Genomic DNA, 22,503 nt, shown 5'->3' with positions numbered 1-22,503 from the left:
ACTCACTGCCATGACGCTCGCACGCCGCCTGTTCTATCTCCTCCTCATCTTCGCGCTGCTTGGCGGGGCCATCTGGTGGCTGACGCGACCGCAGCCGGTTGCCGTTGTGGTGCACGAAGTCGGTCGCGGCAAGGTGGAGGCCAGCATTGCCAATACCCGTGCCGGCGAGGTCGAGGCCTGCCAGCGCACCAAAATGTCGACCATCATTGGCGGGCGGATAGAAGACCTCCCGGTCAGGGAGGGCGATCACGTCAAGGCCGGGCAGGTGCTGATGCGCCTGTGGAACCGTGACATCGACGCCCGCCTCAGCGTCAACCGGACCCAGCTGATCACCGCAGGGCGCCGCGTTCAGGAAGCCTGCGCGCTTGCGGACAATGCCGAGCGCGAAGCAGAACGGCAGGCTGCGCTGGTCAAGCGCGGCTTTGTTTCCGCCAGCGTCGAGGACAAGGCCCGCACCGAGGCCAGGGCGCGTCGCTCGGCCTGCGCCACGGCCCGCGCCGACGTTGCCACGGTCGAGGCGCAGATGGCCGCGACCGAGATCGATCGCCAGCGTACGGTGCTGACCGCCCCGTTTGACGGTACGGTCGCCAAGATCACGGGCGAACTCGGCGAGTACGCCACCCCGTCGCCCCCGGGCGTGCCCACCCCCCCGGCCATCGACCTCATCGACGAGTCCTGCCTTTACGTCAAGGCGCCGATGGACGAAATCGATGCACCCAAGATCCAGCCCGGACAGGTCGTCCGCATCAGTTTCGAAGCGCTGCCTGACCGCGTCTTTGCGGGCAGGGTCAAGCGCATCGCGCCCTACATTACGGCAGTGGAAAAACAGGCCCGCACGGTGGAGGTCGACGTCGCCTTCGACCACCCTGAAGAAGCGCGCGGCCTGCTTGTGGGCTACAGCGCCGATGTCGAGATCGTGCTCGACACCCGCGAGGACACCCTGCGAATCCCGACCGCAGCCCTGCGCGAAGGCCAGCGCGTACTGGTCCTGGGCGACGACGGCGTGCTGAGCGAGCGGGCGCTCAAGACCGGGCTCGCCAACTGGGATCAGACCGAGGTACTCGAAGGGCTCGCGGCTGGCGAGCGTATCGTCACCTCGCTGGAGCGTGAGGGCGTAACGGCGGGCGCGCAGGCTGTCGTCGACGACGATGGCCGCACCCGCTGACCACGCCGGAGGCAAAGCCATGGCGCAGATCGAGCTTGAAGGCATCGAGCGCGTCTTTACCCTGGGCGACAGTGAAGTACATGCGCTGAACGCGGTGTCGCTCACCATCGAGGCGGGCGAGTACGTCGCGGTGATGGGGCCGTCAGGCTCGGGCAAATCCACGCTGCTGAACCTGCTCGGCCTGCTCGACCGCCCCGATGCCGGGCACTACCGACTGGAGGGGCGCGACGTCACCACCCTGTCCGCGGACGAGCAGGCGACGGTGCGCCGCAGTCGCATCGGCTTCGTGTTCCAGAGTTTCCACCTCGTTCCCCGCCTGACCGCGGCCGAGAATATCGCCCTGCCGCTGATGCTTGCCGGCATGCCGGCATCCGAACGCTCGACCCGCGTAAAGCGCGCGCTGAAGGACTTCGGCCTTCAGACCCGCGCTGACCACCGCCCGGAAGAGCTCTCGGGCGGCCAGCGCCAGCGCGTCGCAATCGCGCGCGCCACCATCATGCAACCCGCCGTGCTGCTGGCCGACGAGCCGACGGGCAACCTCGACCGGCATACCGGGCAAGAGGTCACCGCCCTGCTCGAGGCGCTGAACGCCAGCGGCACCACGCTGATCGTTGTCACCCACGACCCCTCGATGGGCGAGCGTGCGCGCCGCCGCCTGATGATGGAGGACGGCGCCCTGGTCAGGGATCTGCGTGGCGGCACAGATGCAGATCGGGGGGCAAGCGGATCGTGACCCCCGCCGACACCCTGCGCTTTGCCACCCGTGCGGCACTGGGCTATCCACTGCGCACCTCGCTGATGGTGCTGGCCATGGCGATCGGTGTCGCTGCAGTCGTGGTGCTGACAGCCCTTGGCGATGGCGCACGCCGTTACGTCGTCGGCGAGTTTGCCTCGCTCGGCGCCAATCTCATCATCGTTCTGCCCGGTCGCAACGAGACCGGGGGCGTGAACGCGGGCAGCTTCATCACCAGTACCCCGCGCGACCTTACGGTGAACGACGCCGCCGCCCTGCTGCGCGCACCGCTGGTGAGCCGCATCGCCCCGCTGTCGGTCGGCAACTCCGAGATTTCGGTGGGCGGACGCCTGCGCGACGTGATGGTGCTCGGCACCAATGCCGACTACCTCGACATCCGTCAGTACAGCGTCGCCCAGGGGCGCTTCCTGCCCCGGGAAGACCTCGGGCGTGCGAGCGCAGTGGCGGTGATCGGCGACAAGATCCGGCGCGAGCTGTTCGGCGCCGAAGCCGCGGTGGGGCGCATGGTGCGCGTTGGCGACACGCGCCTGCGCGTCATCGGCGTCATGGCCCCGGCCGGCCAGGGCCTGGGCATGACCACCGACGAACTGGTGATGGTGCCTGTCGCCACCGCGCAGGCCATGTTCAATACCAACACCCTGTTCCGCATCATGGTCGAGGCCCGCAATCGCGAGGCCCTCGCTCCCGCACAGCGGCAGCTTGAGGACATTCTTCGGGCCCGCCGCGATGGCGAACTCGACGTCACCCTGATCACCCAGGACGCGGTGCTCGGCACCTTCGACCGCATCCTTGGCGCACTCACAATGGGCGTCGCCGGCATCGCCGCAATCAGCCTCGCGGTCGCCGGCATCCTGGTGATGAACGTGATGCTGGTGGCGGTTACCCAGCGCACCGGCGAAATCGGTCTGCTCAAGGCCCTCGGCGCCACCGCTCGCGACATCCGGTTTGCCTTTCTCACCGAAGCGGCGCTGCTGTCGATTGCCGGTGCGCTGGTCGGCTACGGGCTCGGCCACCTTGGTGCCTGGGGCATCCGCCTGGCCTACCCGGTGCTGCCGGCGTGGCCGCCTGACTGGGCGGTCGCGGCCGGCCTCGGCACGGCGCTGGGCACCGGACTGCTGTTCGGCGTGTTGCCGGCGCGGCGGGCTGCACGCCTCGACCCCGTGCAGGCTCTGGCCAAGCGTTAGGACAGGCCATGCTCTGGCGAGACTTCTTCCAGCTCTCACTCCGTGCCCTGATTGCGCACCGCATGCGCAGCTTCCTGACCCTGCTCGGCATCGGCGTCGGCATTGCCGCAGTGATCCTGCTGACCTCGATCGGCGAGGGGCTGCATCAGTTCGTGCTCAAGGAGTTCACCCAGTTCGGCACCAATCTCATCCAGGTCACGCCGGGCCGCCAGGGCGCGCGCGGCGGGCCACCCGGCCTGCCCTCCACCACCCGGGAGCTGACGCTCGAGGATGCGGCCGCGCTCGAGCGTGCGCCCTTCGTCACCGGCGTCACGCCCAATGTGTCGGGAAACTCGGAAGTCCGTGCCAACGGCCGCGTTCGCCGCACCTACATCATGGGTGTGGGCGCAGACATGCAGAACGTGTTCTCGATGCGGGTCAAGAGCGGTCAGTTCCTGCCCCCTGACGATGCGGCCAACGCCCGCGCCTTCATCGTGCTCGGCTCCACGCTCAAGCACGAACTCTTCGGCACCGCGAATCCGCTCGGCGAACGGGTACAGATCGGTGGCGAACGTTACCGCGTCATCGGTGTCATGGAGAGCAAGGGACAGTTTCTCGGCATCGATCTCGACGACACGGCCTACATCCCCACGGCGCGCGCGCTGTCGCTGTACAACCGCGACGGTCTGATGGAAATCAACATCACCTACGACGAAGGGGTCGCCGCGTCGCGGGTTGCCGCCGCGGTGAAGAAGATCCTGGTCACGCGCCATGGGCGCGACGACTTCACCCTCACCACCCAGGAGGACATGCTTGCCAGCCTCTCGAACATCCTCGACATTCTCACCGCGGCCGTCGGTGCCCTGGGCGGCATTTCGCTGCTGGTGGGCGGCGTTGGCATCATCACCATCATGACCATCGCAGTGGCCGAACGCACCAACGAAATCGGTCTGCTGGTTGCGCTCGGCGCGCGACGCAGAACCATTCTCGGGCTGTTTCTTGGCGAAGCGGTCGCGCTCGCCGCGATTGGCGGCCTGTTCGGCCTCGCCATCGGCGCCGGCATTGCCCAGCTGATCGGACTGTTCGTTCCCGCCCTGCCAGTGACCACGCCCTGGCACTTTGTTTTCGTCGCCGAATCCGTGGCGGTGCTCATTGGCCTGGCCGCCGGAGTCGTCCCCGCACGCCGTGCCGCGGGCATGAACGCGGTCGAAGCCTTGCGCGCGGAGTAGGCCATGCCCTCACGCCGCCTCCGCACCCTGAGCATTCTGCTCTGCATGCTGCCAGGCACCTCGTCGATTGCCGCGCCCGCCGCCTGGCATTGGTGGCAGAGCAGGCTGGACGGACGCCTGTTTTGTGCCCAGGCCTCGCCCGGGCCGGGCTGGAACAAGCTCTCGCGCCCGTATCTGGACGTGACCTGCAAGAAGCCTGCCCCGCAGCCCCCGGGCACATCGCGCCCCCGGTTTGAGCCAGGTCAACCCGAGGCGGATTCGCCGCACAAAGTTCGCACCCAACGCCTAGACTGACATTGACAAAGCAGGTAGCAACTGATCAATAAAATCTGGCGCAGGAGACAATCATGAGCATATTCGACTCCCCGATCGGCCGTTGCGAAGCGGTCAAGGAAATGGTCTTGCTGGACGAAACCCAGGCTGAGTGTGCATGCGAACACGAGTGCCCGCCCGGCAGGGAATGCCCGCTCGACGGTCACTTCACACCGGTAAGCGGACTATCCGAAGAAGACGCTGAACTTCTCTCGCACAAACCGGCAAGCCGTAAAGCCCGGACAAGCTGAATCACGATGGCGTGTCGCGCCGGCGCGTGCGAAAAAGCGAATAGCCCGCAGACCGTTCAAGGGGCATGCGCTCGTTCGCGCGCCGAGTGCCACAGGCTGGCCCCCACCGCCAACGCAAGCAGCACGGCGACGACACCAAGCGACACCATCACCGGAATCTTCACCCACTCGACGATCAGCATCTTGGTGCCGATGAAGATCAGGATTGCTGCCAGACCGTACTTGAGCAGCGAGAAGCGGTCGCCCAGGTCAGCCAGCAGGAAGTACATCGCCCGCAAACCAAGGATCGCGAACAGGTTTGAGGTCAGCACGATGAAGGGGTCTGTGGTGATCGCAAAGATCGCGGGGATGCTGTCGACCGCGAAGATCACGTCGGAGATTTCCACCAGCACCAGCGCAAGCAGTAAGGGAGTCGCCATGCGAACCCCGTCGCGCATCACGAAGAAGCGCTCGCCCTCAAGCCGTTCGGTAATCGGGTAGTGATTGCGAATCCAGCGGATGAAGGGGTTTTTCTCCAGGTTCGGATCGTGCTCGGCAAACCACACCATCTTGATTCCGGTGATGACCAGGAAGGCGCCGAACACGTAGAGCAGCCAGTGAAACTCGGTCACGAGCCAGCTCCCGGCAAAAATCAGGACCGTACGCAACGCGATTGCCCCCACGATGCCATACAACAACACCCTGCGCTGCAACTCGAGGGGCACGGCGAAATAGCTGAAGATCATCATCCAGACGAAGACGTTGTCGACCGCCAGCGACTTCTCGACCAAGTAGCCGGTCAGAAATGCCACCGCCTTCTCGTTGGCAACAACCCGGCCGAGGCTGACATCGAGGTACCACCACAGCCCCGCCGCGAACAGCATTGCCACCGACACCCAGGCTGCCGACCACGCGGCAGCCTCCCTGAGCGACACACGGTGCTGTTGTCCGCCCTTGAACAGAAAGAGGTCTGCCGCCAGCATCGCCAGCACGATGACTGCAAACGCCACCCACATCCACCACGTACCGATCGATTCCACCGCTGACTCCGCACAGAAAACAAAAAGGGCCTGTTCCCGAAGGACACAGACCCTGGATGCACGCTATCCATGCATGGACCTTGCCCTCGGGCAAGGTCTCGCCTGCGACGGTATTCCGTCGCCCGAAGCACCGGGAGGCCGTCGCGAGACGAACCAGCCGTGATGACGATGCTGCGGCGTTGAAAAGCTACTCCCCTTGATTCCACGCAGTCTATATCGCGTTACGCCAAAGTCAAGGTGCCGAAGGATGGATCAAGCACATACTTCAGGGCCGTGACAAGGATGCAGACTTGCGGCATGATCGCCGCTTCTCAATAGATCAGGGCTTGCGCGGGGTTTGACAACTCCGCACTATGAGTTGCTTCTGTCCTTCCCGGGGCCTCGTCCCCCAGTCGTCGAATATTGGCGCACCCGACACCTCCGGCCACCGGTTCACGTCAGGCCACCCGCGCGGGGATCCTGTCCGCCCTGATGCGTCCTTCCACGCCCCTGCGGCGCAGGCACCGACGCAGCGCCTGATGGCGACCGGCCCTGCCCTTCGCGCCACCCCACCACGAATCTTTCAGCATGCCTGCGGGCAGGGCTGCACACGTCACGACTCAGGAAACTGAAGACCTTCCATGGAAATACTCCTGCTTACCGCCCTCATCGTCGTGAACGGCCTTTTCGCGATGTCCGAAATTGCCCTGGTGACCGCACGCCGGGCCCGCCTCGCGCGTCTGGCCGAAGACGGTGACGGCTCCGCTGCCGTCGCAATGAAACTGGGCGAAGAGCCGACGCGCTTTCTGTCGACCATCCAGATCGGCATCACCTCCATCGGCATCCTCAATGGCATCGTCGGCGAAGCAGCGCTCGCGGGCCCGCTGGCAATCTGGCTGCAAACGCTTGGGATGGAGCAGCGCATGAGCGAAATCGGCTCTACCGTGCTGGTCGTGGTAGTCATTACCTATGTCTCGATCGTGGTCGGTGAGCTGGTGCCGAAACGCATCGGTCAGATCAATCCGGAGGGCATTGCCCGTCTCGTGGCGCGGCCGATGTACCTGTTGTCGATCGCCTCCCGCCCTTTCGTCCACCTGCTGGCCGGCTCCACCGCGCTGCTGCTGAGTTTGATGGGACAGCGCGAGTCCGGCGGCCCCAGTGTCACGGAGGAGGAGATCCACGCAATGCTCGACGAAGGGTCGGAAGCAGGCGTGATCGAGAAAAGCGAACACGAGATGGTGCGCAACGTCTTTCGACTGGATGATCGCCAGATCGCTTCGTTGATGGTGCCGCGCTCGGACATGGTCTGGCTCGACGTCAACCGTCCGCCCGAGGAGAACATGACCCTGATGGCAGAGTCCTGCTACTCACGCTTCCCGGTCTGCCGCGGGGGGCTCGATGACATCCTCGGCATCGTCAGCTCGAAGCAGCTCTTCAACCAGATGCTGCGTGGCGCCCGGGTCGACCTCACCCACGACTTGCAGCCTCCAGTGTATGTGCCTGAGTCGCTCACCGGCATGGAACTGCTTGATCAGCTCCGCGCCTCCGGCGCGCATACGGTGTTCGTGATCGACGAATACGGCGAAGTTCAGGGCATGGTCACCCTGCATGACGTGATTGAATCGGTAACCGGAGAGTTCACGCCTCAAAACAAGGAAGAAGCCTGGGCCATGCAACGCGAGGATGGTTCCTGGCTGCTCGACGGCCTGATTCCAATTGTGGAGCTGAAGGATCGACTCGGCTTCAAGACCGTGCCTGAGGAAGAAAAGGGCCGTTATCACACCCTGTCCGGCATGGTCATGTGGCTGCTCGGACGCCTGCCCAACACCGGGGATATCGCCACCTGGGAAGGCTGGCGCCTGGAAGTGATCGACCTCGACGGCAAGCGGATCGACAAGGTACTTGCCACCGCCCTGCCAATGACCTCGCCCGACCCGAACTCGAACGAGGGCGGCTGAGCACGCTGCTCGTTCAAACAGTCAGGGACGGCAGCGGCGCCATAAGCCCGGGCGAGGCCGCCAATGCCAGCAGCCCCTCCAATCCGTGATTGCGACTCAGGCGAATGATTCGTCGTCGGACAGGTAACGCCACTGCCCGAGGGGCAGGTCGCGCAGGGCGACCTTGCCGATCCGCACCCGCTTGAGGCCCACCACATTCAGTCCCACCAGTTCGCACATGCGGCGGATCTGGCGCTTGCGCCCCTCGCGCAGCACGAATCGCAACTGGTCATCGTTGATCCACTCGACCTTCGCCTCGCGCAGCGGACGATCGTCCAGCCACAAACCATGGTTGAGCAGTGCGAGACCATTTTCGGCCAGCTGACCCTCGACCCGCACGATGTACTCTTTTTCCACCGAAGAGTTGTCGCCGATCAGCTGACGGGCAATGCGGCCATCCTGAGTAAACACCAGCAAGCCGGTCGAATCGATGTCGAGCCGGCCGGCCGGCGCCAGCCCCTTGAACTGCGAGGGGTGAAAGCGTTGCGAGGTTTCGTGGTCATACTGGGTGTCACTGCCAATCAGTGCCATTGCCGGCTGATACCCCGGCTCGGGCTGGCCGGACACGTAGCCAACGGGCTTGTGCAGCAGAATGGTCACGCGTTGCGCCTGTTCCTGCTTGGCCTCCGGGGCCAGCGCAATGCGTGCATCAGGATCGATCCGGGTTCCGAGTTCGGACACCCGCTTGCCATCGACGAACACCCAGCCGCGCTCGATCAATTCGTCGGCTTCACGACGCGAACAGATACCACGATCCGCCATGACCTTGGACAGGCGCAGTCCTTCAGCGGTGGACGTGCGCGGCGTCAGCGGCGGGCCGGGCGGAATGGCGCGATGCTCGCGGGGCAAAGTACGATTATCGGAACGGGTCGCGCTGCGGCCATCATTGCGACCATCGCTGCGCGCATCGGTACGCCCACCGCTGCGACCTGCGTCACGCGCTTCGGGCTTGCCCGCACGTCGGGGCGGATTCGCGTCCTTTGCGCGTCTGTCATCCGGGCGCGAGTCGCGACCGCCACGCCCGCTCTGCTCGCCTTCCTTCTTCGGCTTGCGCCGCGCATCTGCGGCGTCGGCAGGCGGCGCCTCGGGTGCGGGACGATTGACCTTGAGCGTGCCTGCAATGCGGGACGGGGCCGGCTGCGGCGGATTCTTGCGGACAGTATTCAAAACAGACCTCGGGCGTCGGACGACGTTTTCAGAGAAACAGGCGCAATTATGCGCCGAAGTGGGACGCAAGGCGCACGGAACGCTTCTGCGCCCTGCGATGCGGCCGTTGCGTCGGCGAGTTCGCACTGCTGCATTCAGCACGCCAGCCGAACAAAAAACAAAACCCGGCACGAGGCCGGGTTTTGCAGCGTGCGGCGAACAGCACCGGTTACATCATGCCCAGTGCCTTGGGCAGGAAGGTCGAGATGCTCGGGATGTAGGTGATCAGCATCAGGAACACCAGCATGGTGTACAACCAGGGCAATACGGCTTTGCTCATCTCGGTCATGCCCGTATTGGTGATACCGCTGGCCACGAACAGGTTCAGCCCGAGCGGCGGCGTGATCATGCCGATTTCCATGTTCACCGTGATCATGATGCCGAAGTGAATCGGATCGATGCCCAGCGCCACGGCCACCGGGAACAGGATCGGCGCCAGGATCAGGATGATCGAGGACGGCTCCATGATCATGCCGGCGACCAGCAGCAGCAAGTTCACCACGACCAGGAAACCGATCTGCCCCAGACCACTGGCCACGATCGCATCGGCCATGCGCTGCGGAATCTGTTCCGAAGTCAGGATGAAGGAGAACAGGATCGCACTGGCGATGATGAACAGCAGCATCGCACTCATGTTTGCCGAGTCGAGCAGCACACGGGGGATCTGCTTGAAGGTCAGATCCTTGTACACGAACACCGCGATGAAGAAGGCGTACACCGCGCTCATCGCTGCCGCTTCGGTCGGGGTGAAAATGCCGGAATAGATCCCGCCCATCACTACGACGATCAGCATCAGACCCCAGAAGGCATCCTTGAAGTAGCGCAGCTTCATCTTCCACGGTGCGCGGGGCAGCGTCGGGTAGTTGTTCTTCTTGGCCACATACCAGGTGCAAACACCAAGCATGAATGCCAGCAACAGACCCGGGATCACCCCCGCCATGAACAGCGCGCCGACCGACGAGTTGGTCGTTACCGCGTACATCACCATGACGATGGATGGCGGGATCAGGATACCCAGACCGCCCGCAGAGGCCACCACGCCGGCGCCGAAGCCCACCGGGTAACCCTGCTTGATCATTGCCGGAATCAGGATTGAGCCGATCGCCACCACCGTTGCGGGACTTGAGCCCGACACCGCCGCGAACAGCGCGCATGCCAGCACTGCAGACATGCCCAGACCGCCGCGCAGGTGCCCGACCATTGCCGTGGCAAAGTTGATCATGCGTCGCGCCACGCCGCCATGGGTCAGGAAGTTACCGGCGAGGATGAAGAACGGGATCGCCATGATCTCGAACTTCTCGATACCGGTGAACATTTTCAACGCCACCGCTTCAAGCGGCACGTCGGTGAAGATAAACATGAAGCTCAGCACGGTGAGGCCGAGCGCCACGCCTACCGGCATGCCGATCGCCATCAGAACGACGAGCAGGCCGAAAATCGCAAGTGAGTTAGTCATTCCTGCATGCTCCTGTTAGCGCTTGCCGTCGGTGTCGGGACGATCTGCGCGGGGCTTGCCAGCCTGCCCGTGCTCGATATCCTCGTACATCGAAATTGCTTCACCCTCGAGCAGGACATCTGCATCCTGTTCTTCGTCCAGTCCTTCGACATGGCCGTGGTCGTGACGGGGGAGCTCGCCGGTCTTGGCAAAGCTGACCATCACCTGCAGGAAACGGAAGCACATCAGAAAGGAACCAAGCGGAACCGCGGCATACACGATCCAGGTTGGCCACTCGAGGTCGGGCGTGGTCGGACCTTCGTAGAAATGACCGGCATCGAGCCCGAACAGGGTCAGCGTCTCGTACGCCATACCGTTCTCCCACACGAACAGGGCGCCGAAAATGCCGATCAAGCCGGTGAAGATGACGCCGCACAACAGTCCGAGCTGGACCATCACGGCGCGGGGCTTGTCGGAGAGCTTGTTGATGAGGAGGTCCACACCAACGTGGATGCCGGTACGCACGCCATAGGCTGCGCCGAACTTGGCCATCCATACGAAGAGGATGATGCAGAACTCCTGCGCCCAGCCGACATTCATCTCCAGCAGCCAGTCCTGAACGAAAGGAATCGCAAAACCGGAGGCATACCGGTGCACCACCGAAACAAAGATCACCACCGTTGCCACCGCCATCAGCGATGCAATGATGAACTCTTCGAGACGATCGAGAATCTTATTCATGGGGATCTCCCTGCAAAAAGCGCCCGTCAGGTGACGGCCTGACGGGCGCTTCCGGGTACAGAAACAAATTACAGCTTGGACGGATCGAAACCCGTTTCCTTGTAGATGGACTGGATCAGGTCAGCCCCGATACGCGATTCCATCTTCTTGTGCACCGGCGCCAGCGCCTTCTTGAAAGCCAGCTTTTCAGCCGGGGTCAGCTGATACACCTCGGTCTTGCCCGAAGCACGGACGGCAGCCAGTGCCTTGTCGTTCTCTTCCTTGGCAATCGTGTTGGCGTATTCGGTCGACTCGACCATGGCCTTCTCAAGTTCGGTTCGAACGGCGGACGGCAGGCCATCCCAGAACTTCTTGTTGGTGATCACGGCATAACCCAGGTAACCGTGCTCGGTCAGGGTCACGTTCTTCTGCACTTCGTGCATCTTCTGCGTATACAGGTTGGAGTGCGGGTTCTCGGTGCCATCAACCACGCCGGTCTGCAGCGCCTGATAGACTTCGGAGAATGCCATCACCTGCGGCAGCGACTTCAGTTCGCGCATCTGCTCTTCGAGCACCTTGGACGACTGAATGCGCATCTTCTTGCCCTTCAGGTCATCGGGCGTCTTGATCGGGCTGTTGGCCGAGAACGACTTGAAGCCGTTGTCCCAGAATGCCAGACCCTTGATGCCCTTGGCCTCAAGCTTGGACAGCATCATCTGACCGACCGGACCGGTCGTCACCTTGTGCAGGTCGGCGTAGCCGTCGAAGATGTAGGGCAGGTCAAATGCTTCAAATTCACGCACGCCGAGCGGGCCGAACTTGGCCAGCGACGGGGCGAGCAGCTGGACGGCGCCAAGCTGCAGCGCTTCCATCTCTTCCTTGTCCTTGTACAGGGTGCTGTTCGCGTAAACTTCGACCTTCACGGCACCGCTGGTGTATTTTTCGGCCAGTTCCTTGAATTTTTCTGCAGCCTTGCCCTTGGGGGTATCCGTCGCCACGACGTGGCTGAACTTGATTACGATAGGATCGGCTGCAGCAGCAGTTGCGGTGATGCCGGCAGCAATAAGACCCAGTAGAAGCGCACGAATTTTCATTACCCATCTCCTCCAATTGAGAAACTGACGCACTGAATGCGTTTTCGACTCGAGCACGGCATGCCTTGCACACCGCCATACGAGACTTCAAGGCCGGCCAAACCCGCCGTAAAGTGTGAGCATACTGGTCGATCGGAACAATGATCGCAATTGTGGAATACCGCAAATCTAATGGATGCGGGCATAAACCCCGTCAATGCAGCCGATTCCAAGCCAAGGTCGAACGTCCGCGTAATGCACTCTCTGTCCGATACCCAGAACACCACGCGCAACCGCTGGATCGGTCGCCTTCCGTATTTCTTCCTCACCCTGTTCCTCGCAACCATTGTGCTGCTGGTCTGGCTCACACGGCAGTACGACGCCGAGGAGCAGCAGACGACGCTGCTCACCGATGTCCTGTGGATGGAGCAGAACCTGCGCTTTCAGCTCGATCGTAACGAGGCCCTCCTGCAGCAGATCGGCCCGGAGCTCCTGCTCAGTGCCGGACGACCGTCGGGGCAGACCGAGGCACAGCTGCGCCAGCTGATGAGCCAGGATCGCGGCATTGTCCGCGTGCTGTGGCTCGACCAGGATGGCGAGCTCAAGGGGGCCCTGCCCCCGGCCCAGGACCGCGGCCTGGTTGGCGAGGCCGACGGCGCGGTTCCCTCGGAATCGGTCATGACCCTTGCACGCGGGCTCGGACGGCCGGTCTATGGCCCGGCCTACCCGGTGGTCAACGACAGGTACCACTTCGAAGTGCATGTTCCCGCGTGGTCGGACGATGCGTTTCTGGGCGTGGTCGTCGCCGTCTACTCACTTTCCGATCTTGTTTCCCGCGAATTGCCGTGGTGGTTCTCGGAGCGATACCGCGTTGCGGTGCTCGATCCGGACGGACAGGAAATTGCAGCGAAGTCCAAGATTGCACCGCTTGCCTCCCACCTGAGCTACACCACCCCCTTCGACCCCCCAGGGCGCGGTCTGATGCTGCAGATCACGGCCTACAAGGGCGAAACCCGGTGGGTGCTGGTCCTGCTGATTGCGTCCATCGTGCTCTTTGGAACCGTCATCGTATGGAGCACCTGGCAATTGCGACGCCAGCTTGCGCGCCGTCAGGCCGCCGAACAGGCCCTGAGGCGAGAGTCCGCGTTTCGCAAGGCCATGGAGGACTCCGTCATCACCGGCCTGCGCGCGCGTGACCATGAAGGCCGCATCACCCACGTCAACCCGGCCTTCTGCCGCATGACCGGGTACAGCGCCGACGAACTGATCGGCGCCACGCCGCCCATGCCTTACTGGGACCCGGACCAGATCGACCGCACGCTTGAGGTCCACGACAATGTGATGGCGGCCGGCACGCCGGTGGACGGGCTCGAGGTCTCGCTGCGGCGCAAGAACGGGGAGCGCTTCGACGCCCTGATTTTCGAAGCACCGCTGATCGATGCGGAAGGACGGGACAACGGCTGGATGGGCTCGGTACTGGACATCACCGAGCAGAAGCGGGCACGCGAACTTGCCCGCCAGCAGGAGGAGCGCCTGCAGGCCACCTCGCGCCTGGTCACCATGGGTGAAATGGCCTCCACGCTGGCGCACGAGCTGAACCAGCCGCTGGCCGCGATTGCCAGCTACAACAGCGGCTGCATCAACCGCCTCGATGCGAGCGAAGTCGACCCTGCGGAGCTGCGCGAGATCCACGAAAAAATAGGCCGTCAGGCGCGTCGTGCGGGCGAGATCATCCGCCGCGTGCATGATTTCGTGCGCCGTTCCGAACCGAAACGCGAGACCGTCGACCTCAACGCCATCATCGTCGAGGCCGTCGGCCTCATCGAAGCGGATGCGCGCAAACGCCGGATGCGCATCACCACCGAGCTGCTGCCGAACCCGCCCATGGTGACGGCAGACCCGGTCATGATCGAGCAGATCCTCGTGAACCTCGCGCGTAACGGCATGGACGCAATGCGCAGTACGCCCGCAGCATTGCGGGAAGTGCGCATCCGCACCCGCAGCACCGGAAGCACGATGGAAGTGCAGGTCTGCGACTGCGGCGCAGGCATTGACGCAGAGTCTGCGGCCCGGCTCTTCCAGCCCTTTTTCACCACCAAGGAGGAGGGCATGGGCATGGGGCTCAATATCTGTCGCTCGATTGCCGAACTCCACCATGGCCGCCTGACTTTTGAGCCAAACCCTTCAGGCGGTACCATCTTCATCCTTTCGCTACCGGTAGAACGCCAATGACCCAGGCTTGCGCCCACATCATCGACGACGACGAAGCCATTCGCGATGCCCTGCAGTGGCAGTTCCGGACCCGCGGCGTGGCATGCCGGATGTGGCCAGGGGCCGAGGATTTTCTCGCCGCCTGGCAGCCAGAATGGCGCGGCTGCATTGTGCTCGACATCCGCATGGAAGGCATGAGCGGGCTGGAGTGCTTCGACGCGCTGATCGAACGCAACTGCACCTTGCCGGTGATTTTCATCACCGGTCACGGCGACGTACCGATGGCGGTCAGCGCGCTCAAGAAAGGCGCCTTCGACTTCATCGAAAAACCGTTCAACGACAACGACCTGATCGAGCACGTGCAGCGCGCGTTCGAGCGCGATGCAGCGAGTCAGCAGGCGGCAGCCGATCGCGACACGGTCGAGGCCAGGCTGGCCACGCTGACGGCACGCGAACGTGAGGTCATGGAACTGATTCTGGAAGGAAAATTCAACAAGGTCATTGCCGACGAACTGTCGATCTCGATGCGCACCGTCGAGGCACACAGATCAAGGGTATTCGACAAGATGCAGGTACGCTCGGCCGTCGAACTGGCGCAGATGCTGACCACGCTCAGGAGCTGACGGGCACCCACTCCGGCACGACACCCTCACCCCCGGGCGGGCACGCAAAAGCCACGTCGACGCCAATCCCGCCAATCCAGGCCACCCTGCCGTCGATCTCCAGCACAGGCAGACGTTCGCGCATCCACGCCGGAATGCCGGCCTCCTGGCACAGATTCTTGAATGTGCGACTGGGCCGCTCCGGCGCCAGCCGCATGCGCAGGCCCACCGGGCGCGTCACCAGACTCAGCTTCGCCGCCTGATCCATCGCAGCCCGGACAATGCCACGCCCCGGAGCCGGGCTGAACACCACCTTGCCCACGCCCCACGGTTTCTCGACCTCCGCCGCACCCACCCAGTGGCAAGGCGTCGGCAGACCGCCCCCGACCGGCTCCAGCCAGACCTCGCCGCGGTAGGCACAGCAGACCAGATCGCCGAGCGGAAAATGGAGTGGCCGCACCGCAGGCGCCGCACGCAGCTGGCGCAAAGCCTCCAGCAGGCGCGCACGCGAGGGCGCTGCCATGCCGCAACATCGGGCCTGCCAGCGCAGCAGGTTGGCAACGCGCGCATCGGACAGCGCGAGCAGCACCTCGCTCACCAGCATGCGGCCGCCGCAGGCACGCTCGTCACTGGCGGCAAGCTCGTCGAGCAGGTCGCTGGCTTCTCTGAAGTGCGCCGCAGCGCGCGCGATCGAGGCTGAAGCGGAAGGATAGGCGGTTTCAATCGCCGGCAGAATGCGATGGCGAATGTCGTTGCGCGCAAAACGACGGTCGGTATTGCTGTCATCCTCGACCCAGGTCAGTGCGTGCACACGAGCCCAGTCGCGGATGGCGGCGCGGCCGACGCCAAGCAGCGGACGCAGACGCCCTGCACGCCCTTCCGCACCGGGCTCGACTGCAGCCATGGCGCTCGCGCCGCGCAAACCGGTTCCACGAAAGAGGCGAAACAGAACCGTTTCGGCCTGATCGTCGCGGTGATGGCCAAACACCAGCCAGTCACACGCCACTGACTCCAGCACTGCGTGTCGGGCCTTGCGCGCCGCAGACTCCAGCCCCTCGGGATCGTCGCGTGCGACATCGACCGAAAACGCAGCAAAGGGAATGCCACGGTGGCTGCACAGTGCTGCGCAGTGTGCCTGCCAGGCACTGGCTGCAGGGTTCAGGCCATGGTTCACATGCGCCGCGCTCAGCGCAAAGCCAAAGCGTGCCTGCAAGCCCGCCAGCAGGTCCAGCAGAACGACCGAATCAACTCCGCCTGAGAGCGCACAGCACAAGCGGCTGTGCGCCCCGACGCCAGCCGCCTCGAGGACGGCAGCCGCTGCGTGTAGCGGGGATGTACTCAGGCTGCCTGTTCCTTGAAGCGGCCGTAACCCATCAGCTTCTCGATCCGCTGCGCCACCAGATCGGCCGGCGTCATCGAATCGACCTGACGCAAGGCATCGGTCAGCGCGCGCTTCAGGCTCTGTGCCATCGCCCGATGATCGCGGTGCGCACCGCCCACCGGCTCGTTGACGATCTTGTCGATCAGGCCCAGCGACTTCAGACGAGCGGCGGTAATGCCCATGGTTTCAGCCGCCTCCGACGCCTTGTCCGCACTCTTCCACAGAATGGAGGCGCAGCCTTCGGGGGAGATCACCGAGTAGGTGGAATACTGCAGCATCATCACCTGGTCGCCGACGGCAATCGCCAGCGCACCGCCCGAACCGCCTTCGCCGATGATGGTGCAGATCAGCGGAACCTTGAGCTCGGCCATCACGTAGAGATTGTGGCCGATGGCCTCGGACTGTCCACGCTCCTCGGCACCGATGCCCGGGTAAGCGCCCGGCGTGTCGACGAACGTGAACACCGGCAGGCCGAACTTCTCCGCCAGCTTCATCAGCCGCATGGCCTTGCGGTAACCCTCGGGCCGCGGCATGCCGAAGTTGCGCACGATTTTCTCTTTGGTATCGCGCCCTTTCTGGTGGCCGATGACCACGCAACTCTGGCCATTGAAGCGCGCCAGACCACCCACGATTGCCTTGTCGTCGGCAAAGGCGCGATCGCCGTGCAATTCTTCGAAATCGGTAAAGATATGCTGGACATAGTCCAGCGTGTACGGACGCTGCGGATGGCGTGCGACCTGTGCAATCTGCCACGGCGTGAGCTTGCCGTAGAGATCCTTGGTCATGGTGTGGCTCTTGGCCTCGAGTCGGCCGATCTCCTCGGAGATGTCCACCGCAGAGTCGTCCTGCACGAAACGCAACTGTTCGATCTTGCCTTCAAGCTCGGCAATCGACTGTTCGAAGTCCAGAAAGGTGGTCTTCATGGGACCTTTCCCGTTGAAAAAAGTCATCCATTGTAACCGCTCGCGCAGCTCTCGGCCGCAGCAAGCACAAATGCAAAGGGGCGACCCCTTTGCGGAAGTCGCCCCGGTCTGCAGTCAGCAGGCGCGTCAGTCGTTGTTCATGAAACCCAGCAGATGCAGCAGGCTGGTGAAGAGGTTGTAGATCGTCACGTACAGCGTGACCGTCGCCATCACGTAGTTGGTTTCGCCACCGTGGATGATGTTGCTGGTCTCGTACAGGATCAGGCCCGACATCAGCATCACGAACATCGCCGACACGGCAAGCGACAGGCCGGGCATTTCAAAGAACACCGCGCCCAGACCCGCAAGGAAGGCCACCAGGATGCCAACCATCAGGAAGCCGCCCATGAAGGAGAAGTCCTTGCGCGTGGTCAGGGCATAGCCCGACAGGCCCAGGAAAATCGCCGCCGTGCCCCCCATCGCCTGCATCACGACCTGACTGCCGTTGGGCATGGACAGGTAGTGCGAGATGATCGGGCCAAGGGTGTAACCCATGAACCCGGTCAGCGCGAAGACGAACAGGATGCCCAGACTGCTGTTGCGGAACTTGGTCGTCAGGAACAACAGGCCGAAATAGCCGACCAGCGTCAGGATCAGGCCCGGATGCGGCAGCCCGAACGCCATCGAGGCACCTGCGGTCAGCGCCGAAAACGCCAGCGTCAGCGACAGCAGCATGTAGGTGTTGCGGATGACCTTGTTGGTCGACAGCACCGAGGCTTCCGACCGGTTCATCGAGGCAATGCGATTTTCCATCTGTGATTCTCCTTGAAACAAGCGGCGATGCCGTAGTCTAGTTTTGATTTGTTCGAAACATAAACACTGAATGCGTGCTCAGGCGGGCGCTTCGATCAACGCCGCGCAGCGGGTGTGATCCACGCGCCGGTTACGACGCAGGCGCTGGGCGAGAACGCGCGAAACCCTGTCCGCCGCCTCATCGACCGCCGCCCTGACATCGAGCTGGGTAATCGCGAACACCACGTCCGGCAGGTTGCGCAAGCGCAACTGCACCACACAGCGCTTGTCCGCTCCACCGCGCGGCCCGTTTACGTCGGCCACCTTGATCCGGGCCCACTGGATGTGATCCCTGAATTTGCCGACAGCAAAGCGCATCCTCCGCGCCACGTAGTCCTGCAAACCGGGAGCCGCTTCAACGCCATCACAATGCAGATCGATTCGCATGTCTGAGTCTCCTTTGTCTGGTGCAATGACCGCCCTGCAATACACAGTTCGGATGCTAAGGCTCAGACTGTTCGATAAACTCCGGGTTCAACTGAATTTTCATCTGGTTTTATCGAACTATACACATGATCAACTTCAAGCAGCTTCACCATTTCTGGAGCGTGGCGCGTGCCGGCGGCGTGGTCAGGGCCAGCGAGCGCACCGGCCTCGCACCACAGACGCTGTCGGGCCAGATTGCCGCGCTTGAGACCACGCTCGGCGTCAATCTGTTTCGCCGCCAGGGGCGGCGGCTGGTGCTGACCGAAACCGGTGACATGGTGCTCGACTACGCAGAGGAGATCTTCCGCCTCGGCACCGAACTGGAGGACGCTCTCAGCACGCGCTCGGCCGGCCGCGCCCTGCCCTTTCGCGTCGGCGTCTCAGATGTCGTGCCCAAGGCAATCGCCTATGTCCTGCTCGCCCCCTCGATCGCCCTGCCCGAGCCGATGCGCATCGTGTGCCGCGAAAACAAGCTCGACCAGTTGCTTGGGGAGCTGGCCGTCCACAAACTCGACGTGGTGCTGGCCGACAGCCCGCTTCCACCGCATATGGACGTGCGCGGCTTCAGCCACAAGCTGGGCGAGTCGCCGGTCAGCTTCTTTGCCACGCCGGCCCTCTCGGCCAGTCTCAAAGGCGCTTTCCCCGCCTGCCTGCATGGCGCGCCCATGTTGCTGCCGGGTGCCGATGCCGCGGTGCGGCGCCCCCTGCTGCGCTGGCTCGAAGATCACAAGGTGCACCCGCGCATCGTCGGCGAATTCGACGACAGCGCACTGATGAAAGCCTTCGGGGAAGCCGGCGTCGGCATCTTCCCCTCCGCCGACCTGATTTCCGACGAGGTCTGCAGGCAGCACGGCGTGCAACGCCTGGGCACGGCCGACAGCGTCAGGGAGTCCTTCTATGCGATTTCCGTGGAGCGCCGGCTGACGCATCCCGCAGTGCGCGCGATCAGCAATGCCGGCCCGATGCAATCGGACTCCACCGACACGACGCCATGAGGGTCAGACACGTCCAGCAGCATCAAGCGCAACGAAGCACACTGGAAGGCAGGTAAGGCCAAGGGAAGAATGGCAGAGACCGAGCCCGCCGATGAAAGCTGCTAGAATCCGCCGCTTTCGATGCGTGCTGTCTTGCCTGGTGCCGGGAGAGGGACTCGAACCCTCACACTGTTACCAGCGGCGGATTTTGAATCCGCTGCGTCTACCGATTCCGCCATCCCGGCAGGGAGGGGCACGCATTATCACTGAACTCGACCGATTGCGGCAAGCCGTTACTGTTAATTGATGCCTCTGACCCTCAACGATTTTGACTACGAGCTTCCACCCGAGCTTATTGCGCAGGCACCGCTTGCCGAGCGCAGCGCCAGCCGCCTGCTGATTGTGGGTGAGGCCCTCGACGACCGGCAGTTTTCGGACCTGCCCGACTACATTCGTCCCGGCGACCTGCTGGTGTTCAATGACACCCGTGTGCTGCATGCGCGCCTGCACGGCACCAAGACCTCGGGCGGCCAGATCGAGGTTCTGATCGAGCGCCCGGTGGGCCCGCACGAAGCGCTTGCGCAGATCCGCGCATCCAAGTCTCCCAAACCGGGCAGCACCCTGCGACTGGCAGATGCGTTCGACGTGACCGTGCTCGGGCGCGTGGGCGAATTCTTCCACCTCCGCTTCCCGGACGATGAAGACCTCGTCCAGTTGCTCGAACGCCACGGCAAACTGCCGCTCCCGCCCTATATTCAGCGTGCTGCTGGCGACGCCGACGAGAGCCGCTATCAAACGGTATATGCACGCTCGCCTGGCTCGGTGGCGGCGCCTACCGCTGGGCTCCACTTCGACGAGTCCGTGCTCAAGCGTGTCGCCGAGCGCGGCGCCAAGTGCGCCTGGCTGACGCTGCACGTGGGTGCAGGCACCTTCCAGCCAGTCAGGGTTGACGACCTCGGCGAACACCGCATGCACTGCGAGCGCTACGTGATTCCGCAGGAAACCGTAGACGCGATCGCCGCCACCCGCGCCGCCGGCGGGCGGGTGATCGCAGTCGGCACCACCAGCATGCGCGCGCTTGAAGCCGCTGCGCAGGAAGGCCCGCTCGCGGCAGGCAGCGGCGAGACCGAGATCTTCATCCTGCCCGGCTTCCGCTTTCGCGTGGTGGACGCCCTCGTCACGAACTTTCACCTGCCCAAATCAACCCTGCTGATGCTGGTCTCCGCCTTTGCCGGCATGGACATCATGCGGCAGGCCTATCGCCACGCAATCGCCCAGCGCTATCGTTTTTTCAGCTACGGCGACGCCATGCTTCTGACCCGGAACGACAATGCAGTTTGAACTCCTCACCACCAGCGGCAGCGCCCGCCGCGGCCGCCTGACCCTGGCTCACGGCGTGGTCGAAACCCCGGTATTCATGCCGGTCGGCACCTATGGCACGGTCAAGGCCATGACGCCGACGATGCTCGCAGACATCGGCGCCCAGATCTGCCTCGGCAACACCTTCCACCTGTGGCTGCGCCCGGGGCTCGATGTCATTGCGGCACACGGCGGCCTGCATGGCTTCATGGGCTGGGACAAACCGATCCTCACCGACTCCGGCGGTTTCCAGGTCTTCAGTCTCGGCGCCCTGCGCAAGATCACCGAAGAAGGCGTGAAGTTTGCCAGCCCGATCGACGGCGCCAAGCTCTTCCTCACGCCCGAGATCTCCATGCAGATTCAGCACACGCTGAACTCGGACGTGGTGATGATCTTCGACGAGTGCACGCCCTACCCTGCCACCCGCGATGAAGCCGCCAAATCGATGCGCATGTCGCAGCGCTGGGCGCAGCGCTCGCGCGACGAATTCGACCGCCTGGAAAACACCAACGCACTGTTCGGCATCGTCCAGGGCGGGATGTACGAGGACCTGCGCGACGAATCGCTGGCCGCACTCGATGAAATCGGCTTCCACGGCTTTGCCATTGGCGGCCTGTCGGTGGGCGAACCCAAGGAGGACATGCGCCGCATCCTCGCCCACACCGCACCGCGCCTGCCCGTGGGCAAACCGCGCTACCTGATGGGCGTGGGCACACCGGAAGACATCGTGGAAGGCGTGGCGGCCGGCATCGACATGTTCGACTGCGTGATGCCGACCCGCAACGCCCGCAACGGCTGGCTGTTCACCCGTTTTGGCGACATCAAGATCAAGAATGCCACGCACAAGCTTGATACCCGGCCACTCGACCCCACTTGCGACTGCTACACCTGCCAGAACTTCAGCAGGGCTTATCTTCACCATCTGCACCGCACCGGGGAGATTCTGGGCAGCATGCTCAACACGATTCACAATCTGCGCTACTACCAGACGCTCACCGCCGAACTCCGCGACGCCATTGCGGTCGATGGCTTCGCTGCGTTTGTCGAGCGCTTCCAGCGCGACCGCAATGCAGGCACCGTCTGATCCCCACCAAGGCAGCGCATGCTTCGCTGCTATAATTCAACGCTTTTTGCCAACTTTGGAGTAACAACGTGCTGATTTCCAACGCATACGCTCAGGCCGCAGGCGCCGATCCTACCGGTGGCCTGATGGGCATGCTGCCGCTGATCCTGATGTTCGTGGTGCTGTGGTTCCTGATGATTCGGCCGCAGATGAAGAAGGCCAAGGAACACAAGGCCATGGTTGAAGCGCTGGGCAAGGGTGATGAAGTCGTCACCGGCGGCGGCATCGCTGGCCGCGTCACCGAAGTGAACGACAGCTTCGTGCAGGTCGAGGTCGCGCCCAACACCGTTGTCGCCGTGCAGAAGAATGCCGTTGCCACGGTGCTGCCCAAGGGCACGCTGAAGGCACTCTGAGCATTGCCTGAACGGAG

General features: G+C 63.5%; 21 protein-coding genes and 1 tRNA gene. 12 read left to right on the top strand and 10 right to left on the bottom strand.

From position 1 onward, the window contains the following. Positions 1-10 precede the first annotated feature (10 nt). The 5 genes from CEW83_RS18640 to CEW83_RS18615 all read left to right on the top strand — a co-directional run bounded on the left by CEW83_RS18640 (position 11) and on the right by CEW83_RS18615 (position 4,874). Entirely contained in the window at positions 11-1,165 is a 1,155-nt protein-coding gene (locus CEW83_RS18640) for an efflux RND transporter periplasmic adaptor subunit (protein WP_108950695.1), read from the top strand. A 19-nt stretch (positions 1,166-1,184) separates the two neighbouring features. Beyond that, positions 1,185-1,898, top strand: coding sequence for an ABC transporter ATP-binding protein (locus CEW83_RS18635; RefSeq protein WP_108951521.1), 714 nt, complete (start codon positions 1,185-1,187; stop codon positions 1,896-1,898). Continuing rightward, a complete protein-coding gene (locus CEW83_RS18630) occupies positions 1,895-3,103 on the top strand; it encodes an ABC transporter permease (protein WP_108950694.1) in 1,209 nt (402 codons plus the stop codon). Before CEW83_RS18635 ends, CEW83_RS18630 begins: the two co-directional genes overlap by 4 nt. A gap of 8 nt (positions 3,104-3,111) precedes the next feature. Then, complete coding sequence (locus tag CEW83_RS18625; protein WP_108950693.1) at positions 3,112-4,311, top strand: ABC transporter permease; 1,200 nt, start codon at positions 3,112-3,114, stop codon at positions 4,309-4,311. 347 nt (positions 4,312-4,658) lie between these two features. Continuing rightward, on the top strand, positions 4,659-4,874 hold the full coding sequence (locus CEW83_RS18615; protein ID WP_108950691.1) for a hypothetical protein: 216 nt from the start codon (positions 4,659-4,661) through the stop codon (positions 4,872-4,874). A gap of 56 nt (positions 4,875-4,930) precedes the next feature. On the opposite strand, the gene CEW83_RS18610 is transcribed toward CEW83_RS18615, so the two are convergent. Then, positions 4,931-5,893 (bottom strand): TerC family protein, encoded by a 963-nt coding sequence (locus CEW83_RS18610; RefSeq protein ID WP_108950690.1) that lies wholly within the window; start codon positions 5,891-5,893, stop codon positions 4,931-4,933. 620 nt (positions 5,894-6,513) lie between these two features. Here CEW83_RS18610 and CEW83_RS18605 point away from each other — a divergent pair. Further along, positions 6,514-7,830: a hemolysin family protein gene (locus CEW83_RS18605; RefSeq protein WP_108950689.1), complete on the top strand. Its 1,317-nt coding sequence runs from the start codon at positions 6,514-6,516 to the stop codon at positions 7,828-7,830. A gap of 96 nt (positions 7,831-7,926) precedes the next feature. On the opposite strand, the gene CEW83_RS21505 is transcribed toward CEW83_RS18605, so the two are convergent. The 4 genes from CEW83_RS21505 to CEW83_RS18585 all read right to left on the bottom strand — a co-directional run bounded on the left by CEW83_RS21505 (position 7,927) and on the right by CEW83_RS18585 (position 12,324). Beyond that, positions 7,927-9,036, bottom strand: a complete 1,110-nt coding sequence (locus CEW83_RS21505) for a pseudouridine synthase (protein WP_234418899.1) — start codon at positions 9,034-9,036, stop codon at positions 7,927-7,929. 208 nt (positions 9,037-9,244) lie between these two features. Beyond that, positions 9,245-10,531: a TRAP transporter large permease gene (locus CEW83_RS18595; protein WP_108950688.1), complete on the bottom strand. Its 1,287-nt coding sequence runs from the start codon at positions 10,529-10,531 to the stop codon at positions 9,245-9,247. A 15-nt stretch (positions 10,532-10,546) separates the two neighbouring features. Beyond that, positions 10,547-11,251: a TRAP transporter small permease gene (locus CEW83_RS18590; protein ID WP_108950687.1), complete on the bottom strand. Its 705-nt coding sequence runs from the start codon at positions 11,249-11,251 to the stop codon at positions 10,547-10,549. A 68-nt stretch (positions 11,252-11,319) separates the two neighbouring features. Further along, complete coding sequence (locus CEW83_RS18585; RefSeq protein ID WP_108950686.1) at positions 11,320-12,324, bottom strand: TRAP transporter substrate-binding protein; 1,005 nt, start codon at positions 12,322-12,324, stop codon at positions 11,320-11,322. 234 nt (positions 12,325-12,558) lie between these two features. On the opposite strand from CEW83_RS18585, the gene CEW83_RS18580 reads away from it, so the two are divergent. Beyond that, entirely contained in the window at positions 12,559-14,535 is a 1,977-nt protein-coding gene (locus CEW83_RS18580) for a sensor histidine kinase (protein ID WP_199915157.1), read from the top strand. After that, complete coding sequence (locus CEW83_RS18575) at positions 14,532-15,137, top strand: response regulator transcription factor (RefSeq protein ID WP_108950685.1); 606 nt, start codon at positions 14,532-14,534, stop codon at positions 15,135-15,137. The genes CEW83_RS18580 and CEW83_RS18575 overlap by 4 nt, the downstream gene beginning before the upstream one ends. Here the strand turns inward: CEW83_RS18575 and tilS are convergent. The 4 genes from tilS to CEW83_RS18555 all read right to left on the bottom strand — a co-directional run bounded on the left by tilS (position 15,127) and on the right by CEW83_RS18555 (position 18,638). After that, positions 15,127-16,329 carry a tRNA lysidine(34) synthetase TilS gene (gene tilS / locus CEW83_RS18570; protein WP_234418898.1) on the bottom strand — a complete coding sequence of 401 codons (1,203 nt, stop codon included), beginning with the start codon at positions 16,327-16,329 and terminating at the stop codon, positions 15,127-15,129. The two genes, CEW83_RS18575 and tilS, sit on opposite strands and share 11 nt — an antisense overlap. A gap of 125 nt (positions 16,330-16,454) precedes the next feature. After that, entirely contained in the window at positions 16,455-17,420 is a 966-nt protein-coding gene (locus CEW83_RS18565) for an acetyl-CoA carboxylase carboxyltransferase subunit alpha (protein ID WP_108950683.1), read from the bottom strand. 126 nt (positions 17,421-17,546) lie between these two features. Beyond that, on the bottom strand, positions 17,547-18,212 hold the full coding sequence (locus CEW83_RS18560; RefSeq protein ID WP_108950682.1) for a Bax inhibitor-1/YccA family protein: 666 nt from the start codon (positions 18,210-18,212) through the stop codon (positions 17,547-17,549). A 78-nt stretch (positions 18,213-18,290) separates the two neighbouring features. Next, complete coding sequence (locus CEW83_RS18555) at positions 18,291-18,638, bottom strand: HPF/RaiA family ribosome-associated protein (protein ID WP_108950681.1); 348 nt, start codon at positions 18,636-18,638, stop codon at positions 18,291-18,293. A 125-nt stretch (positions 18,639-18,763) separates the two neighbouring features. Here CEW83_RS18555 and nhaR point away from each other — a divergent pair, with 125 nt between their 5' ends. Further along, positions 18,764-19,672 carry a transcriptional activator NhaR gene (gene nhaR / locus CEW83_RS18550; RefSeq protein ID WP_108950680.1) on the top strand — a complete coding sequence of 303 codons (909 nt, stop codon included), beginning with the start codon at positions 18,764-18,766 and terminating at the stop codon, positions 19,670-19,672. A gap of 137 nt (positions 19,673-19,809) precedes the next feature. Here the strand turns inward: nhaR and CEW83_RS18545 are convergent. Continuing rightward, positions 19,810-19,896 (bottom strand) — tRNA-Leu (locus CEW83_RS18545). 61 nt (positions 19,897-19,957) lie between these two features. Between CEW83_RS18545 and queA the strand changes: the two genes are divergently transcribed. From queA to yajC, 3 genes are all read left to right on the top strand, one after another. After that, positions 19,958-20,992: a tRNA preQ1(34) S-adenosylmethionine ribosyltransferase-isomerase QueA gene (queA, locus tag CEW83_RS18540; RefSeq protein ID WP_108950679.1), complete on the top strand. Its 1,035-nt coding sequence runs from the start codon at positions 19,958-19,960 to the stop codon at positions 20,990-20,992. Continuing rightward, the gene (gene tgt / locus CEW83_RS18535; protein ID WP_108950678.1) at positions 20,982-22,094 is read left to right on the top strand and encodes a tRNA guanosine(34) transglycosylase Tgt; all 1,113 of its coding nucleotides are present in this window, start codon (positions 20,982-20,984) and stop codon (positions 22,092-22,094) included. The genes queA and tgt overlap by 11 nt, the downstream gene beginning before the upstream one ends. A 68-nt stretch (positions 22,095-22,162) precedes the next feature. Beyond that, positions 22,163-22,486 (top strand): preprotein translocase subunit YajC, encoded by a 324-nt coding sequence (gene yajC, locus CEW83_RS18530; protein WP_108950677.1) that lies wholly within the window; start codon positions 22,163-22,165, stop codon positions 22,484-22,486. The last annotated feature ends 17 nt before the right edge of the window (positions 22,487-22,503 follow it).

The sequence above is a fragment of the Parazoarcus communis genome (assembly GCF_003111645.1).
GTDB lineage: Bacteria > Pseudomonadota > Gammaproteobacteria > Burkholderiales > Rhodocyclaceae > Parazoarcus > Parazoarcus communis_A.
This window is presented reverse-complemented; position numbering and strand designations above follow the sequence as displayed.